Genomic DNA, 18,160 nt, shown 5'->3' with positions numbered 1-18,160 from the left:
CGGAATGCGGGTGCTCCCCGGAGCGTTGTGGCAGCGTGAACCACCGAGTACAGACCGCCGTGACGGCCCCCTTCGAGGTGCTCGAGAACCCCGCGTGGTCCTCCCTCACCGGCGAGCACGCACACCTCGCCCAGGGCAACGACCTCGCGCGCCGCTACCTGCCGGACGTCTCGCCGTGGAGCGCGGTCCGCAGCTGGACCGAGCCGGGCGTGTGGGCCGCGATCATCGACCTGGTCGGCCCCGACGCCGACTTCTTCGGCGCCCCGCCCGAGGGCGTGCCGCTGCCCGAGGGCTGGGCGGCCGGCGAGGTCGGCTGGGGCGTGCAGCTGGTGGAGACCGACGACGTGGCCGGCCGGCCCGACGACGAGGCGGTGCTCCTGGGCGCGGCGGACGTGCCCGAGATGCTGGACCTCGTGGCGCGCACCCGGCCGGGGCCGTTCCTGCCCCGCACACACGAGATGGGCCGGTACGTCGGGTTCCGGCGCGACGGCCGGCTCGTGGCGATGGCGGGCGAGCGCCTGCGCCCGGAGGGCTGGACGGAGATCAGCGCCGTCGCGACCGACGAGCGCTACCGCGGGCAGGGCCTGGCGTCACGCCTCGCGCTCGACGTGGTGCACCACGTCCGCGAGCGCGGGCAGCGCGCCATGCTGCATGCCGCGGCGGGCAACACGAACGCGATCCGGCTCTACGAGAGCCTCGGGTTCGTGCTGCGCCGCCGCGTCGCGTTCGGGACGCTGCACACCCCGGCGGCGCGCTGAGCCCTGCCGACCCCCGCCGCGGTCAGTGCGCCGCGGTGGCCTCGTCCGCCTTCGTGCGGGACGGCAGCAGGTGCAGGACCGCCACGACGGCGGCACCGACCACGAGGCCGACCACCGCCGAGCAGAACGTGTTGAACAGCCAGCCGAGGGTGCCCCCGAACGCGCCGGTGGCGTCGTGGATGGCGACCTCCAGGTGGTGCACCCACTCGTACGGCGCCGGGATCCAGCCGGTGCCGTCCGCCCCGAGGTTGACGAGCAGGATGTGCCCGCCCACCCAGAGCATGGCGATCGTGCCGACCACGGAGATCACGGCGAGCACGCGCGGCATCGCCTTGACGAGGCCGCGGCCGAGCCGCTTCGAGAACCCGGAGTCCCGCTCGGCCAGGCGCAGGCCGACGTCGTCCATCTTCACGATGGCCGCGACGATGCCGTAGACGATCACGGTGATCACGAGCGCCACCACCACGAGGATGGCCAGCCGGGACCAGAACGGTTCGCTCGCCACCTCGTCGAGGGCGATGACCATGATCTCGGCCGACAGGATGAGGTCGGTGCGGATCGCGCCCGCCACCATCTTCTGCTCGGCCTCGGGGCTCACCTCGGTCGCGGGCACCTCGGCGTCGTGGTGGCCGGAGATCTTGTGCCAGATCTTCTCGGCGCCCTCGTAGGCGAGGTAGGTGCCGCCGACCATGAGCACGATCGGCAGCAGCCACGGCAGGAACTGGCTGAGCAGCAGCGCCGCCGGGAGGATGAAGATCAGCTTGTTGCGGATGGACCCGAGCGCGATCTTCTTCACGATCGGCAGCTCGCGCTGCGCCGCGACGCTGCGCAGGTACTGCGGCGTCACGGCGGTGTCGTCGACGACGACGCCCGCCGCCTTGGCGGTCGCGCGGCCCGTGGCGGCGCCCACGTCGTCGATCGACGCCGCCGCGAGCTTGGCCAGTGCGGCGATGTCGTCCAGCAGTCCCATCAGGCCACCCACGGCACACCCCGCTCCGGTCGGAAGATCGTCATGCGCGCAAGCCTATGCACTCCGGGCGCCCGAGCGGGCATCGACCCGTGTCGGACGTGCAGGTCGCTCCGGCGACCTGCACGTCCGACACGCTCAGGGGGTGAGCTGGACGTAGTCGAGGTTCCAGTTCTGGTAGGCGTCGGCGGGCAGGCCGATCCGGAGGGTGTGCGGGCCCTTGGTCAGACGCCGGGTCACGCCGCTGGGCTGCAGCTCCTGCTTGGCGTGGCTCGTGGTGGTGCGGACGTCGACCGGGGCGCTCGGGGCGCCGTCGTCGAACGAGACGGTGTACGCCCCCGCGGGCGAGTACGGCGAGGACGCGCGCACCGCGACCTCGTACGTCCCGGTCCGCGGGATCTGGACGTGGTACGTGAGCCACTCGCCCCCGCGCATCCAGCCGAGGCTCACGGCCCCGTCCAGGTCCTGGATGTCCACGCCCTCGCCCGGCCGCATCTGCAGGTTGCTCCGGTTGGCGGGGTCGAGGTCGTGGTAGCCGACACCCTCGCCAGGCAGGAAGTCCTCGGCCTGGACCCGCACGCCGCCGTGGGGCACCGGGTCACCCGCGCCGGTGCGCAGCCAGCGCTCGAACGCCTCGACGTCGTCGGTCTGGACGATGGTGGTGCGGTACGACCGCAGCAGGGCCGCCCAGCCGCGGCCCGGGTCGATCAGCGACGCCTCGTCGGTCATCCGCTCCGCGAGACCGTCCCACATCGTGTTGCTCCACACCCGGCTCCCGCTCGCCACGCGGTCCAGGAAGGGGCGACGGGCGACGACGTCGGCCGTGCTGTCGAAGTTGACCTCGTAGGCGACGGGCTGGTCCGCACCGAACGCGTCGACGTCCGCGACGTTCGTGTCCGTGACGATGTGCATGTAGACGGCGCCCCGGTGGGTCGAACGGAACTCCTGCACCTCGGGCACGGGCGCGCCCGACTTGAACAGGCCGTTGCGCACCGTTCCGGTCTCCTGGAGCACCGTCCAGATCTCCTCGCGGAACGGCCAGCCCTTGTCCAGGTTGACCAGGCCGCGGTCCTTGGCGAGGCGCATGGCCTCGGCCAGCGTGGGCACGCGCTCGTCCGTGAGCGGGGCCTGCGCGCCGCCCAGGCCCGCACGCAGCCGCAGCCGCCGCACCTGCTCCAGGGTGAGGTCGTCGACCCGCCCCGTCCCGTCGGTCGTGCGGTCCACCGTCGTGTCGTGCATCAGCACCGGCACGCCGTCGGCGGTGAGCTGGACGTCCAGCTCCACGATCTCCGCGCCGTCCGCGAACGCCGCCAGGATCGCGGGTGCGCTGTTCTCGGGCGCCGAGCGCCACTGCGCCCGGTGCGCCGCCGTGAGGACCTTCGCGTCGGGGCCGTGGTCGAGCAGGTCGCGGTAGGCCCGTTCGGCGGGCGTCCGGGCCGCGTGGCCGCCTGCCGGGGCGTCCGCCGTCTGCGCCGGGCCGGGCCGGTCCACGGCGACGACGGCCGCGCCGGACAGCACCAGGGCCGCCGCGGCCACGGCCGCCCCGACGAGGGTCCGGACGGGGCGGGGACGGACGGGGCGGGGACGGACGGCGCGAGCACGGGCAGGGCGCGCCGGGCGGATGTCGAGCGGGACGTCGTGCGGGTCGCGGGATGAGCTCATGGACACGACCCTGGCCCCGGCACCGGCCGCCGTGGCGTCGCGCACACGGCGGCCGGCTGAACAGTCGCTGAACGCCTGGGTGCTCAGGCCGGGGCGCAGGTCACGCGGGCGTCGGCCCAGTCGGCGTGGTCGAAGTTCTTGCCGTCGCCGCCCTCGTCGGCCACCAGGCGCAGCCGGCGCACGCCGGTGACGTCGACGTCGAGCGGCACGCCGCCGTCGTCGTTGGCGAGCACGGGCGTCTGCGCGAGCAGCTCGCCGTCGCCGTACACCTCGAACCGCACGGAGCCGACGCCGGTGTCACCGGGCTTGTCGAGCACCTCGTCGTCGATGCCGACCACGGCGGTGAACGCCGTGCACGTGCCGCCCAGCCACGCGGTCACGTGACCCGTGGCGTGCATACCGAGGCCCTTGTCGTAGGTGGTGCCCGCGATGCGCAGGGTGTTCCCGTCGCCGCCCGCGGCCTCGCCGTTGGACCGGTCGCGCTCGACCGGCCCCCAACCGTTGGACTCGTCCACCCAGTCCAGGTCGGAGACGTGGTGCGCGCCCGTCAGCGCGGGCGGCGTGACCCACAGCGTCGCCTGGTTCGCGGCGGCGTACGCGTCGCGCCCGGCCCGGTAGGCGACGTCGACGGGCACCTCGACGGTGCCGGTGACACCCTCGGCGGGAACCTGGACCCGCCAGGTCACCTCCGCGGTCCGGCCCGCGGCCAGCCGCGGGACGGTCTGGGCGCCCCGGTCGGCCGCCCAGCCCGCCGGCAGGTCCGGCGTCAGGCGCACGCGCGTGACGTCGCGGTCGGCCACGGTGAACGCGGCCCGCACCTCGACCGTGCTGCCCGGCTCGACGTCGGCCGTGGCGGGCTGGACGGCCAGGGTCGCCTCGGGCCAGGGCTCCACGGCGTCCAGGCACGAGGCGCCGGGCCTCGTCCCGGCACACACGACGGCCAGGAAGCCGCCGTTGTCGGCCGTGGGCACCTCGAGCGTGTCGCCCGCCGACGCGCGGCGGGTGGTGTGCACCGCCGCGGAGCCGTTCGCGCCGTCGTCGGCCAGGAGGTCCACCGTGGCGCGGCCGCGCACGAGGCCCGCGAGCGGCAGGCGCAGCGGTTCGCCCGAGCCGGCCCGCAGGCCGCCCACGAACCACCGGTCCCCGGAGCGGCGCGCCAGCACCACGTCACGGCCCGGCGTGCCGCTCAGGAGCCGCACCTCGTCCCAGCGGGCGGGCACGTTCTGCAGGAACGGCGCGGCGGCCGGCTCGGCGTCGTACCCCTCGGGCCGGTCGGACATGTGCTGCCAGCCCGACTCGTAGACCACGCTCATCGCGGCCTGTTGGGCGCGCGACGTCTTCTCGTTGTCCCGCGAGAACACGACGGGCGTGAAGTCCATCGAGCCGACGACGTTGCGCGTGAACGGCACCACGACGTTGCGCTCGGGGCTGACTCCGTTCTCCATGCCGCGCACCGACTCGTAGCTCATGACGTGCGGCCACGTGCGCTGCAGCCCCGTGGGCAGGGCCGAGCCGTGGAAGTTGAGCATCAGCTCGTGCCGCGCGGTGTCCCGGGCGATGTCGTCGTACCACTGGTGGATCTCCTGGGAGTCGGAGTCCATGAAGTCGACCTTGAGGCCGCTCACGCCCCACGACTTCAGCCGCGGCAGCCACTCGTCACGCTGCTCCTGGGTGCGCAGGTCCCGGTTGTGGAACCAGGCGATCACGTCCACGCCGCGGGTGTGCGCGTACCGGACCGTGCGCGGCACCCAGCTCGCGTCCCAGCCCTCGTCGAGCAGCACGTACTCCCAGCCGTTGCGCGCTGCCAGGTCCACGAAGTCGCGCTGGCGCGCCTCGTCGCGCGGGCTGCCGGGGTCGGTCAGCCAGCTCCAGCTCGAGCGCCCGGGCCGGATCCAGTCCGCCCGCGGGTCGAGCTCGGCGGGCGTGGCCAGGTCGTCCACGAGGTTCGAGCCGACGACGCCGGGCAGGTCGCCGACGACGGCCACGCGCCACGGGCTCCGCACCGGTCCGCGCGCCGTGACGGGCGTGCCCTCGAACAGCTCGACGTCGTACCGCAGCGTGCCGGGCTCGTGCGCGAGGTGCGTGCCCGACCACTGCCCGTGCACGTCCGACTCGGTGACCAGCGCGTACCGGTCACCCTGCCCGAACAGCAGCGGGTACCCGACGCTCGAAGCCCCGTGGCCCTGGGCCGCGGTGGTGGTGCCCCACTCCGCCTCGTAGTTCACCGAGTAGGACCGCTGCATCCACGCCGGGCCGTCGGCGGCCGGCTCCCACGCACCCGACTCGTCGTCGACGCGGTGCTCGCCCGCGCCGTCCAGCAGGTACCGGTAGGCGACGCCGTCACGGGCCACGCGCACGGCGATGCCCAGGCGCGCGCCGTCCTGGCCGGCGAACGTGAGGACGGCCTCGCGGTGCTCGTAGGAGCGGCGCGTGCTCTTGCCCGTCGCCATCGTGTAGGTGTCGGTGACGCGCCGGTCCTGCCGGCCGGTGAACGTCAGGCCGGTGGTCAGGTCGCCGTCGCTGCCGCGCAGGCCCAGGTGCGTCGCGGACAGCACCCGGGTGCCGTCCGCGACGACGTCGAGCGAGACCTGGCCGGCGCCGTCCAGGCGCAGCACGGCGTCGAGGTCCGACCCGCGCGGGCCGTCGACCCGCCAGGTCCCCGCGGCGGCCTCGGCCGTGCGGGCGGGCGGGGTCTCGCGGGACGGCGCGGCGTTCGCGCCCGCGCCCACGACGAGGCTGCTGGTCACGAGCGCCACTGCTGACACCGCTGTCACCAGGCGCGTGAGCGGACGAGGTACAGGGATGGGCTTCACGAGGTCTCCTTCGACTCCGGGATGTGCGTACGGACGTGCGTCGCCGGCGGCGGGCAGGTGGTCCCCGCCCGCCGCCGGGTGGTGCTCAGGACCTGGGCCGCAGGTCCAGCCGGCGCAGGAGCTGTGCGTTGAGGGCCACGACCACGGTGGAGAGCGACATGAGGATCGCACCCGCCGAGATCGGCATCACGAACCCGACCGGCGCCAGCACGCCGGCCGCGAGCGGCACGGACACCAGGTTGTACCCGGCGGCCCACCACAGGTTCTGCTTCATCTTGCGGTAGCTGGCCCGCGACAGGTCGATGACCGAGAGCACCGAGCGGGGGTCGTCGCTGGCGAGGATCACGCCCGCCGAGGCGATGGCGACGTCCGTGCCCGCGCCGATCGCGATGCCGACGTCGGCCTGTGCCAGGGCCGGGGCGTCGTTGACGCCGTCGCCCACCATCGCGACCTTGCGGCCCTCGCGCTGGAGCTCCAGGACCTTGGCGGACTTGTCCTCCGGCCGCACCCCCGCGAACCAGCGGTCGATGCGAAGCCGCCCGGCCACCGACCGGGCCACGGCCTCGGCGTCGCCGGTGATCATGACCACCTGGACGCCCTGGTCGTGCAGCCTGCGGACGGCGTCGGCGGCCTGGGGCCGCACCTCGTCCGCGAGCCGCAGCGCGCCCACGGCCACGCCGTCGCGCAGCACGTGCAGGATGATCGACCCGTCCGCGTGCCACTCGCTCGCGGCGGACAGCTCGTCCTGGCGGTTCTCCTCCAGGAGCCGCGGGCCACCGACGCGGATCTCGTGGCCGTCCACGCGGGCGGTCACGCCCACGGCGGGGGACGACACGAAGCCCGAGGCGGACGGCACCGTGCGGCCGCGCTCCTGCGCCGCGCGTACGACCGCCCGGGCCAGGGGGTGCTCGCTGTCCTGCTCGGCGGCGGCCGCGAGCGTCAGCAGGGTGTCGTCGTCGAGGCCCGAACCGGCGTCCGTGGCGACCGCGGTGACCACGGGCTTGCCCTCGGTGAGGGTGCCGGTCTTGTCGAACAGCACGGTGTCGACGGTGCGCATGCTCTCCAGCGCGAGGCGGTCCTTGACCAGCACGCCTCCGCGTGCGGCCCGCTCGGTGGCGATCGAGACCACCAGCGGGATCGCGAGGCCCAGCGCGTGGGGGCAGGCGATGACGAGCACGGTGACCGTGCGGATCACGGCGTCGTCCGGGTTGCCGGCCAGCGACCAGACGACGGCGGTGACCGCCGCGACGCCGAGCGCGAACCAGAACAGCCACCCGGCGGCGGTGTCGGCCAGCCGCTGGGCGCGGGACGACGAGGCCTGCGCCTCGGCGACCAGTCGCTGGATGCCCGCGAGCGCGGTCTCGTCTCCGGTGGCCGTGACCTCGACGCGCAGGCCGGAGTCGGTGGCGACCGTCCCGGCGGTCACCGCCTCGCCGGGTCCGCGCGGCACGGTGCGCGACTCGCCGGTGATCATCGACTCGTCCATCTCGGCCCGGCCGTCGACGACGCGGCCGTCGGCCGGGACGCTGCCGCCCGGACGCACCACGACGACGTCGCCCACGGCGAGGTCGGCCGGGGCGACGGTGACGACCTGGTCGCCCTCCACGCGCTCGGCCTCGTCGGGCAGCAGCGCGGCGAGGGAGTCGAGGGCCGACGTGGTCTGCGCGAGCGAGCGCATCTCGATCCAGTGGCCCAGCAGCATGATGACGATCAGGAGCGCGAGCTCCCACCAGAAGTCGAGCTCGCGGTCGATCAGGCCGAGGCTCGCACCCAGCGAGGCGACGAACGCGACGGTGATCGCGAGCCCGATCAGCAGCATCATCCCGGGCTTGCGCGCACGCAGCTCACCGACGGCGCCCGTGAGGAACGGCCGGCCGCCCCACACGTACATGACGGTACCGAGGGCCGGTGAGACCCAGGCGACCCACGCGGCGTCGGGCAGGTCGTAGCCGAGGATCATCGAGAACATGGCCGAGAAGCCGACCACGGGCACGGCGAGCACGAGCATGATCCAGAAGAGGCGGCGGAACTGGCCGACGTGATCGCCGTGGCCCGCGTGGCCGCCGTGGCCCGCGTGATCGGCATGGCCCGCGTGATCGGCATGGCCGCCGTGGTCCGCGGAGCCGTGGTGTCCCGCGTGGCCGGTGTGGCCGCCCGCTGCGGCATGGTCCGCGTGGTCGGCGTGCTGGGCCTGCGAGTCGTGACTCGCGCCCCCGTGCGCGTGCCCTGGGTCGATGTCGTGGGTGGTGCGGTCGTGCGCCATGGGGTCGTCCCTTCCTGCCGGAGCCCGGCGTGCTCCGGCAGGAACAGATATACCCCCCGTGGGTATTCCCGTCAACCGGGGAGATCGGGTGAACGCCGCGCAACCTGACCTAGTGGTCACCATGCGGGAGGTCCACCTCCCCCGTCGCCGACAGGTCCGAGTGCAGCGGCAGGAACGCGTGCACGTGCCCCCGGCCCGCCGCCACGGACCGCAGGTCGAGCTGTACGGCGGACTGCGCCCACGCGTCGACCGCCCGCGACCGACCTCAGGTCTCCGGTCAGGGCGCGCAACCGGGCTGCCGCAGGAGGTTGAACTCCTGGAAGACGGTGGCCACGCCGGCGCGCTGGGCGTCGAGCGGGCCGGTGAAGGCGACGGGCGCGCCGTCGAGCTCGACCGTCCCGGTGTCGGGCCGGTGCACGCCCGGGACGATCTTCATGAGCGTCGACGTGCCGGCGCCGTTCTCCCCCACGAGGGCGTGGACCTGGCCCCGGTGGAGGTCGAGGTCGATGTCCCGCAGCACCGAGGTGCCGAAGAACTCCTTGCCCACGCCGTACAGGCGCAGGACGGGTCGGTGGACGTCCGAGGGGCTGCCGGATGGATGCGCGTCGTCGTCGGCTCGCATATCACCCAATGTAGGGAACTTTTGCCTGATGTCAAGCAAAAGTTGAATGTCGTTTACGCGCCTTCTGACCGCCGCCCACCGAAGGAGCGCAGGCGCAGGCTGTTGCCCACCACGAACACGCTGGAGAACGCCATCGCCGCGCCCGCGAGCATGGGGTTGAGCAGCCCCAGGGCGGCCAGCGGGATCGCCGCCACGTTGTAGCCGAACGCCCAGAACAGGTTGCCCTTGATGGTGGCCAGCGTGCGCCGCGCCAGCCGGATCGCGTCGACCGCCGCGTCCAGGTCGCCCCGCACGAGCGTGATGTCCGCGGCCTCGATCGCGACGTCGGTGCCCGTGCCCATCGCCAGGCCCAGGTCGGCCTGCGCGAGCGCGGGCGCGTCGTTCACGCCGTCGCCCACCATGGCCACCACCCGGCCCTCACCCTGCAGCCGCGCGACGACGGCGGCCTTGTCCTGCGGCAGCACGTCGGCGACGACGTCGGTGATGCCGACCTCGGCCGCCACCTGCTCGGCCACCGCCCGGTTGTCGCCGGTCAGGAGCACCGGCACGAGACCGAGCCCCTTCAGCCGCGCGACCGCCGCGGCGCTGGTCGGCCGCACCCGGTCCGCGACCACGAGGAGGCCGCGCGCCTGCCCGTCCCAGCCCGCGGCGACCACGGTCCGCCCCTGGGCCTCGGCCGCGGCCTTCGCCGCAACCAGCGCGGGCGACAGGCGCTGCGACCGGTCGGCCAGCAGGCTCTCCCGGCCGACGACGAGCGCGTGCCCCTCGACCACGCCCTGCACGCCCCGGCCCGTGAGGTTCTCGAACGACTCCGGGGCGGGCAGCACGCCGACCTCCTGCGTGGCCGCCTTCGCGATCGCCTGCGCCACGGGGTGCTCGGAGGCGTCCTCCAGCGCGCCCGCGAGCCGCAGCAGCTCCGCGCGGGTGGTGCCGTCGCCCGGCACCACGTCGAGCAGCTCCATGCGGCCCGTGGTCACCGTGCCGGTCTTGTCCAGCACCACGGTGTCGACCCTGCGGGTCGACTCCAGCACCTGGGGTCCCTTGATCAGGATGCCGAGCTGCGCGCCCCGCCCGGTGCCCACCAGCAGCGCGGTGGGCGTGGCCAGCCCGAGCGCGCACGGGCAGGCGATGATCAGCACCGCCACCGCCGCGGTGAGCGCCGCCGTCGCCGGGAAGCCGCCGCCGAGCCAGAACCCGAGCGTCGCGACCGCGACCGCGATGACCACGGGCACGAAGATGCCCGAGACCCGGTCGGCGAGGCGCTGCACCTCGGCCTTGCCCGACTGGGCGTCCTCGACGAGCTGCGCGATGCGCGCGAGCTGCGTGCCCTCGCCCACCCGGGTCGCCCGGACCACGAGCCGCCCGCCCGCGTTCACCGTCGCGCCGGCCACGACGTCGCCCGCGCCGACCTCGACCGGCACCGACTCGCCCGTGAGCATCGAGACGTCCACGGCGGACGACCCCGACACGACCACGCCGTCGGTGGCGATCTTCTCCCCCGGCCGCACCACGAACTCGTCGCCCACCACCAGGTGCTCGACCGGCACACGGGTCTCCGTGCCGTGGCGCAGCACGGCGACGTCCTTCGCGCCCAGCTCGAGCAGCGCGCGCAGCGCGGCGCCCGCCCGGCGCTTGGACCGCTTCTCGAACCACCGCCCCGCCAGCACGAACACGGTCACGCCCGCGGCGACCTCGAGGTAGATGTTGCCCGCACCGTCGGACGGCGCCACGGACAGCTCGAAGCCGTGCGTCATCCCCGCCACGCCCGCCGTGCCGAGGAACAGCGCGTACAGCGACCAGCCGTACGCCGCCAGCACGCCCACCGACACCAGCGTGTCCATCGTCGCCGCGCCGTGCCGCAGGTTGGTCCACGCCGCACGGTGGAACGGCCACGCACCCCACAGCACCACCGGGGTGGCCAGCGTGAGCGACGCCCACTGCCAGTACGTGAACTGCCACGCCGGGACCATCGCGAGCACCACGACCGGCACCGCGAGCACGATCGAGGCCACCAGCCGGTCCCGCAGCGCGAGCAGCTCGGAGTCCCGCACGTCACCGCCCTCCGCCGGGGCCTCCTTCGGCGCGGGCAGCGCCGCGGTATACCCCGTCTTCTCCACCTCGGCGACCACCGCCCCCAGGTCGTACCCGGCGGGCGTGGTGACCTTGGCCTTCTCCGTCGCGTAGTTCACCGTGGCGGTCACACCGTCGAGGCGGTTGAGCTTCTTCTCGATCCGCATGGCGCACGACGCGCACGTCATGCCGCCGATCTCCAGGTCGACGGTCCGCAGGGCGACGGCGGTCTCGTCCGTGCGGGACGGGGCGTCGGACATCGGGGTGCTCCTCGCGTCTGTCGGTGCATGTCTGTCAGTGCGTGTCTGTCAGTGCGTGTCTGTCAGTGCGTGTCTGTCAGTGCGTGTCTGTCAGTGCGTGTCTGTCAGTGGGCGTCTGTCAGTGGGCGTCGACGACCAGGTGCGCCGTGCGCACCTGCCCGCCGACCTTGAAGTCCAGGTACAGCAGGTACCGGCCGGGCGTGGGCGCCCGCGTCACGAACGCGACCTCCGGGCCGGACACCGCACCCGCCTCGGGCTCGTCCCCCTCCGGGTGCACGTGCAGGTACGCCAGGTCGCCGGCGCGCAACGCGACCAGGTGACCGTACGCGCCCAGGTACGGCTCCAGGTCCGTGACCGGCTCACCGTCCCGCGTGACGCGGACGGTCAGCACGGACTCCCCGGACGAGGTCAGGTCGCCGTCGAGGGTCACGGTGAAGCCGTCCACGGTGTCCGACGCCGTCGCCTCCTCCGCCGGCCGGGGCTCGACCGCGCCGGCGACGTCGACCGTGCGGCTCAGCGTCACGTTCTCGCCGGTCGCCTCGGGCACGAAGTCGGCGTACACCCGGTAGGTGCCCGCCTCGGCCCAGGTCCACGGCAGGGACCACACGCCGTCGTCCGCCATCGTGGGGTGCACGTGCCGGAAGCCGGTGCCGTCCGAGCGGACCACGATCAGGTGCAGCTTCTTGTCGTGCTCGGTGGCGAACGCCGTCACGGGCTCACCGTCGGCCGTGACCGCGAACGAGAGCGTGCCGTCCTCACCGACCTCGGCCGGGGCGCTGACGGGGCTCAGGAGCAGGCCGTCCTGCTCGAGACCGAGGCCACGCACCGCCGCCGCGTCGTGCCCGCTGCCGTGCCCGGCCGGTGCGGCCGCTTCGCCGCCGTCCACCATGCCGTCGTCCACCACGCCGCCGTCCACCATGCCGCCGTGGCCTGCGTCCGTGCCCGCCTCGCCCGCCCCCGCGCTCCGGGCCGACGACCACGCGGCGGCGGTGTCGTCCGGGACCACGGCCCCGGCCAGCGCGAAGGTCGCGGCGAACAGCGCCGCCAGACCCGCGCCGTACAGCCCGAGGCGCCGGGGCGCGTTCACGCCAGCCGCTCCGCGGCGTACCCGGCCTCGTCGACGGCGGCCAGCACGGCGGCGTCGTCCAGCGCGTCCGCGCTGCGGACCACGAGCCGTCCGGTCGCGGCGCTCACGTCCACCTGCTCGACGCCGGCCAGCAGGCTCACCTCGCCGCGCACCGCGGACTCGCAGTGCCCGCAGGTCATGCCGGTCACCTGGTACTCGGTCGTCGTCATCGTCGTGCCCTCCACTCGTGCGATGCTACCCCTAGGGGGTAACCGTATGCGTCACACCATATACCCCTGGCGGGTATGTGGTGCAACGCGGCGGACGGCCGCAGCCGATACGGTTCCGCCATGTTTCCCCTGGAAGTGATCGGCATCGTCATCGCGTTCCTGCTCCTGCTGCTGTTCATCACGGTGAGCGGCACCATGCGGGCCAACGACCGGACCGTGCAGCGCCTGGAGCGCAAGCTCGACATCGTGATCAAGCACCTCGGCATCGCGGGGCCCAGCGCGGAGGGCATCGCGCCCGACATGCTGGCCGAGATCGACCGGTGCATCTGGTCGGACCGGCGGATCGAGGCGATCAAGCTCTACCGCGAGGCCACCGGGGCGAGCCTGCTCGACGCCAAGGAGTGGGTGGACGCGCGCGCGGCGTCCTACTGAGCCACCGCCCGCGCAAAACTCCGGCGCAAAACCCCAGATCTGAGCCACTTTTTCGGGGACATCTCACCCCCTGCTCGCTACGCTCGGGCGCATGAGCCTGCTGTCGCGCGTCATGGAGAACCGCCGGTCCGCCGCCTCGGTGGGCGCGGTGTCGCTCTTCGCCGCGGGCCTGGTGGGTCTCGCCCTCTGGTACGACGGCGAGGCGACGGCAGACGTGGACCTGAACGACTCGGGCGTGTGGGTCACCAACGCCGCCACGCAGGAGCTGGGCCGGTTCAACTACGCCGCCAGGGCGCTGGACGGCAGTCTCCTGGCGAGCGCCACGGGCTTCGACGTGGAGCAGGACGCGCAGCGCGTGCTGCTCGACAGCCCGGGTGACTCCTCCGCGAGCCCGGTCAACCCGGCGCTGCTGTCGCTGGACGCCACGATGAAGTTCCCACCGGGCGCCCAGGTGGCCGCGGGCGCCGCGACCACCGCCGTCTACGACCCGGAGTCGGGGCGGGCGTGGGTGCTGCCGTTCGACTCGGCCACGTACGACGAGAAGAAGTCGCGGCCCACGGTCAAGGCCGGGCCCGGGGGCGTGGTCACCGTCGGCGACGACGGCACCGTGTACCTCGCCGTCCCCGCCGACGGCACGCTGTACACGATCCCCACCGGCGCCCAGGGCGTGCCCGGGGACGTCGAGGAGTCCGAGCTCCCGGTCGCCGCCGACGCCGACGTGCAGGTCTCCGCCGTGGGCGACCAGCCCGTGGTGCTGGACCTGTCGACCGGGACGCTGGTGCTGCCGGGCGGCGACACCGTCCCGGTCGAGGACGGCGCGCAGGCGGTGCTGCAGCAGCCGTCGGCCGCCTCGGACGTCGTCGCGATCGGCATCCCCCAGGGTCTGGTCACCCAGCCCCTGGGCGGCGGTACCCCGACCAAGCAGACGCGGCCCGTCGGCGTGCCGGCGGCGCCCGTCCAGCTCGGCGGCTGCGTCTACGGCGCGTGGTCCCGATCCGGCCAGGTGCTGCGGGACTGCCCGGGCCAGGACGACGACGTCGACCAGGTGCTGGAAGGGCTCGACGCCTCCTCCACCCTGCTGTACCGCGTCAACCGCGACGTGATCGTGCTCAACGACGTGGCCGACGGCACCCTCTGGATGGCGGCCGACCGGTTCCAGCTCGTCGAGGCGTGGCCGAAGAAGCAGCCCCAGCAGGCGAAGAACAAGGAGGAGACCGAGTCCGAGGAGACCACGCCCGAGCAGGTGGACCAGCTCGTGGCCGACCGCAGCCGGCCGAACCGCCCGCCGAAGCCGGAGCCGGACCGGATCGGGGTGCGCCCCGGCCGCACCACGGTGCTGAACGTGCTCGGCAACGACATGGACCCCGACGGCGACGTCATGACCGTGTCGGTCTCGGGCGAGATCAAGGGCTCCGCGCGGGGCGCCGCCACGGTGGACCGTGTGCTCGACGGCGCGGCGCTGCAGGCCGACGTGCCCGTGGACGCGACCGGCGACCTCACCTTCGAGTACGAGGTGGACGACGGTCGCGAGGGCGGCACGGCCGTCGCCTCGGTCACGGTGCGGATCGTGCCCCTGGAGGAGAACGACCCGCCGGAGCAGCCGGGCAAGCCGGTGCTGGCGGTCGGCCAGGGTGGCGTCGGCACCATCAAGGTGCTGCCCTACTTCACCGACCCGGACGGGGACGACCTGTTCCTGTCGAACGCCACCACGGCCGACCCGCTGGACGAGGTGCGGTTCCGCCCCGACGGCACCATCGAGTTCCGCGACGGCGGCACGACCGTGGGCAGCAAGAACGTCGAGGTCACGGTCTCGGACGCGCAGAACGCCGCCTACCAGGGCCTCCTGAAGATCAACGTCGCCGCCTCGAACGTGCCACCCGTACCCGTGCAGGACCACGTGACGGTGCTCGCGGGCGAGCCGGTCACGGTGGAGCCGCTGAAGAACGACGCCGACCCCAACGGCGACGACCTGCAGCTCACGAGCGTCGCGGAGCAGCCGGGCGCCGAGATCGTCACCAACGCGACCACCAACACGTTCCGGTTCGTGAGCGACGAGCCCGGCGCCTACGACGTCACCTACCAGGTGACCGACGGCCCGAACCCCGCGACCGGCCTGGTCCGCGTGGACGTGGTGACGCCGCCGGAGGAGGGCGGCGTGCCCGTGACGGTCTCCGACCAGGTGCTGCTGCCCACGGGCGGCACCGCCCTGGTGGACGTGCTGGCCAACGACACCGACCCGGCCGGCGGCGTGCTCGTGGTGCAGAGCGTCGAGGTGGCACCGGACGCGCCGGTGAGCGTCTCGGTGCTCAACCACCAGATCCTCAAGGTCTCCGAGATCAAGCGGCTCGACGGCGCGGTGACCGTCACCTACACGGCCGCGAACGGAACAGGCACGAAGACCGGTCAGGTGCGGGTGGTCCCCATCCCGGCGCCCGCGCAGCTGCGGCCGCCGGAGGCCGGGCCCGACTCCGCGACGGTGCACACGGGCGACGTGGTGACCATCCCCGTGCTCACGAACGACACCCACCCGGACGGCCTGGAGCTCACGGTCGTCGACGACCTGCGGGAGTCGCCACCGGCGAGCGCGGGCGAGGCCTTCGTCTCGCAGGACACGGTGCGGTTCCGCGCCGGCGACGAGGCCGGGACGGTGCACGCGGTCTACGAGGTCGTGGACAGCAACGGCCAGAAGGACTCCGCCCAGGTCAGCATCGACGTGCTGGACGCCCCGGAGAACGGCGCGCCGCAGCTGCCCGACGTCGAGGCCCGCGTGCTGGCCGAGGGGATCGTGCGCATCCCGCTGCCGCTCGAGGGCACCGACCCCGACGGCGACCTCGTGACCCTGAGCTCGATCTCCGGGGCGCCCGGCAAGGGCACGGCCACCATCGTCGACGGGTTCGTCGACTACCAGGCCGCCCCCGGGTCCGCCGGGCTCGACTCGTTCACCTACCAGGTGACCGACACGCGCGGCGCGCCCGCCGAGGGACTGGTGCGCGTCGGCATCGCGCCGCCCCCGCCCTCGAACCAGAAGCCGCAGGCGCTCGACGACGAGACCACGGTACGCCCGGGCCGCACCGTCGCCGTCGCCGCGCTGGAGAACGACTCCGACCCGGACGGCGACCAGATCGGCCTGTTCACCCAGGGGTTCCAGGGGGCGCAGGAGCACGGCATCGACCCGAAGGCCGTGGACGACGACGTCGTGCTCACCGCCCCGGACGACGACGGCGCGTACTCCTTCTACTACGGCATCCAGGACACCTACAAGGAGCGCGCCAGCGGGGCGATCACGGTGCACGTGCGCAGCGACGCGCCCCTGCTGCGCCCGGTCGCCACGGACGACGTGGTGACCGCCGACGACGTCGAGGGCTCGTCGAGCGTGACCGTGGACGTGCTGGCCAACGACGTGGACCCGGACGGCGTGGCGGCCGACCTCGAGGTGACGGTCGACGAGGAGCTGGAGGGCGTCACGGTCGACGAGGACGGGAAGGTCGAGGTGGCGCTGACGCCCGGCGCCCAGGTGATCACCTACACCGTGACCGACATGGACGGCCTGGAGGCCAAGGCGTTCGTGCGGGTGCCGGGCGACCAGTCGCGCCCGCACGTCGAGCCGGGCCTGGAGCCGCTGAAGGCGTTCTCGGGCGAGCCGCTGACCATCGACCTGGCCGACTACGTGGTGGTCCGGGAGGACCGCGAGCCGCGCATCACCGAGGAGAAGACGGTCAAGGCGCTGGAGGGCGGCGTCTCGGTCACCGACGCCGACACGGTCGTGTACACCTCGGCCGCCGACTACGCGGGGCCCGCCTCGGTCAGCTTCGAGGTCACCGACGGGTCGGGGCCGGACGACGCCCGGGGCCTCGTCTCCGTGCTGACGCTCCCGGTCGACGTGACGCCGTCGAAGAACCTGCCGCCGAAGGTGACCGGCGCCCCGGTGCTGGAGGTCGCGGCCGCCGAGACGGCCACCATGGACCTGTCCCGGTACGTCAGGGACCCCGACAAGGACGACCTCACGATCGAGATCACGGCGGGCGACGGCATCGCGACGTCGGTGACCGGCTCGACGATCACCGGCGAGGCCGAGCCGTCCGTGCCCAAGGGCACGGTGCGCGAGCTGCCGATGACCGTGTCCGACGGGATCAACCCGCCCGTCGAGGCGACGCTGACCGTCCGCGTCACCGCCTCGACGCGCCGGCTCGCGCAGACCACGGACGACGTCGTGCCCGACGCGCACCAGGGCGAGGCCACGCGGATCCCCGTGCTCGCCAACGACGTGAGCCCGTTCCCCGGGGAGCCGCTGCGGCTCACGGGTGTGCCGAGCGTCGACACCGGGACGGGTGAGCCGGCCTACGACGGCGACCAGCTCGTGGTGACGCCGGCCCCGGACTTCACCGGCACCCTCGTCGTGCGCTACCGCGTCGCGGACGTCACGGGCGACCCCGACCGGGAGGTCGACGGCGTCGCGCGCCTGACCGTGCTGGGGCGGCCCGAGGCGCCGCGTGCGCCGCGGGTGGAGGAGGTGCGCTCGGAGACGGTGGTGCTGAGCTGGGACCAGCCGAACAACAACGGCGCGGACATCACCGGCTACACGCTGCGGACCAACACCGGTCAGGAGCACGCCTGCGCGACCACGACGTGCACGTTCGACGGCCTGAAGAACAACGTGAAGTACACCTTCACGGTGGTGGCGACCAACGAGGTGGGCGACTCCGAGCCGTCGCCCCGGTCCCGTGAGGCGCGCCCGGACGAGAAGCCGGACAAGCCCGAGCCGCCGACGCTCGACTTCGACGACAGCGCGCTGATCGTGAGCTGGACCAACCGGAGCTACACGGACCGCTCGCCCATCGAGTGCGTCAACCTGGAGATCAGCCCTGCCCCGACCGACGGCGTGACCCAGAAGACGTGCCAGACCGGTGGCCGGATCACCTGGACCGGGCTGGAGAACGGCACCGCGTACACGGTGAGCGTGCAGGCCAAGAACAAGGCGCCCGACCCGTCCGACTGGAGCGACCCGTCCGCACCGGAG

General features: G+C 73.6%; 11 protein-coding genes. 3 read left to right on the top strand and 8 right to left on the bottom strand.

Annotation, left to right across the window (positions count from 1 at the left end; all coding sequences use genetic code 11):
• The first annotated feature begins 35 nt into the window (after nucleotides 1–35).
• Nucleotides 36–758 carry a GNAT family N-acetyltransferase gene (locus tag APR03_RS24525; protein ID WP_253839984.1) on the top strand — a complete coding sequence of 241 codons (723 nt, stop codon included), beginning with the start codon at nucleotides 36–38 and terminating at the stop codon, nucleotides 756–758.
• Nucleotides 759–780: 22 nt separating this feature from the next.
• Here APR03_RS24525 and APR03_RS24520 read toward each other — a convergent pair whose 3' ends face one another.
• The 8 genes from APR03_RS24520 to APR03_RS24485 all read right to left on the bottom strand — a co-directional run bounded on the left by APR03_RS24520 (nucleotide 781) and on the right by APR03_RS24485 (nucleotide 12,711).
• A complete protein-coding gene (locus tag APR03_RS24520) occupies nucleotides 781–1,728 on the bottom strand; it encodes a DUF808 domain-containing protein (protein ID WP_253839983.1) in 948 nt (315 codons plus the stop codon).
• A 135-nt stretch (nucleotides 1,729–1,863) separates the two neighbouring features.
• Nucleotides 1,864–3,387 (bottom strand): glycerophosphodiester phosphodiesterase family protein, encoded by a 1,524-nt coding sequence (locus tag APR03_RS24515; RefSeq protein ID WP_253839982.1) that lies wholly within the window; start codon nucleotides 3,385–3,387, stop codon nucleotides 1,864–1,866.
• Between the two features lie 83 nt (nucleotides 3,388–3,470).
• Nucleotides 3,471–6,200, bottom strand: coding sequence for an NPCBM/NEW2 domain-containing protein (locus tag APR03_RS24510; protein ID WP_253839981.1), 2,730 nt, complete (start codon nucleotides 6,198–6,200; stop codon nucleotides 3,471–3,473).
• Between the two features lie 85 nt (nucleotides 6,201–6,285).
• On the bottom strand, nucleotides 6,286–8,463 hold the full coding sequence (locus tag APR03_RS24505) for a heavy metal translocating P-type ATPase (protein ID WP_253839979.1): 2,178 nt from the start codon (nucleotides 8,461–8,463) through the stop codon (nucleotides 6,286–6,288).
• Nucleotides 8,464–8,740: 277 nt separating this feature from the next.
• Complete coding sequence (locus APR03_RS24500) at nucleotides 8,741–9,085, bottom strand: ATP-binding cassette domain-containing protein (protein WP_308216543.1); 345 nt, start codon at nucleotides 9,083–9,085, stop codon at nucleotides 8,741–8,743.
• A gap of 53 nt (nucleotides 9,086–9,138) precedes the next feature.
• Nucleotides 9,139–11,415 carry a heavy metal translocating P-type ATPase gene (locus tag APR03_RS24495; protein ID WP_253839977.1) on the bottom strand — a complete coding sequence of 759 codons (2,277 nt, stop codon included), beginning with the start codon at nucleotides 11,413–11,415 and terminating at the stop codon, nucleotides 9,139–9,141.
• Between the two features lie 118 nt (nucleotides 11,416–11,533).
• On the bottom strand, nucleotides 11,534–12,502 hold the full coding sequence (locus tag APR03_RS24490) for a DUF8832 domain-containing protein (RefSeq protein WP_253839975.1): 969 nt from the start codon (nucleotides 12,500–12,502) through the stop codon (nucleotides 11,534–11,536).
• Nucleotides 12,499–12,711 carry a heavy-metal-associated domain-containing protein gene (locus APR03_RS24485; RefSeq protein WP_253839974.1) on the bottom strand — a complete coding sequence of 71 codons (213 nt, stop codon included), beginning with the start codon at nucleotides 12,709–12,711 and terminating at the stop codon, nucleotides 12,499–12,501. The genes APR03_RS24490 and APR03_RS24485 overlap by 4 nt, the downstream gene beginning before the upstream one ends.
• A 120-nt stretch (nucleotides 12,712–12,831) precedes the next feature.
• Between APR03_RS24485 and APR03_RS24480 the strand changes: the two genes are divergently transcribed.
• Nucleotides 12,832–13,143 (top strand): hypothetical protein, encoded by a 312-nt coding sequence (locus APR03_RS24480; protein ID WP_253839972.1) that lies wholly within the window; start codon nucleotides 12,832–12,834, stop codon nucleotides 13,141–13,143.
• Between the two features lie 91 nt (nucleotides 13,144–13,234).
• Nucleotides 13,235–18,160 (top strand): Ig-like domain-containing protein (locus tag APR03_RS24475; protein WP_253839969.1); only part of this gene is annotated, 4,926 nt, incomplete at its 3' end.

It is taken from the genome of Promicromonospora thailandica, assembly GCF_024171955.1.
GTDB lineage: Bacteria > Actinomycetota > Actinomycetes > Actinomycetales > Cellulomonadaceae > Promicromonospora > Promicromonospora thailandica.
Note: the sequence above shows the minus strand (reverse complement) of the source record. Positions and strands in the feature narration are given on the sequence as shown.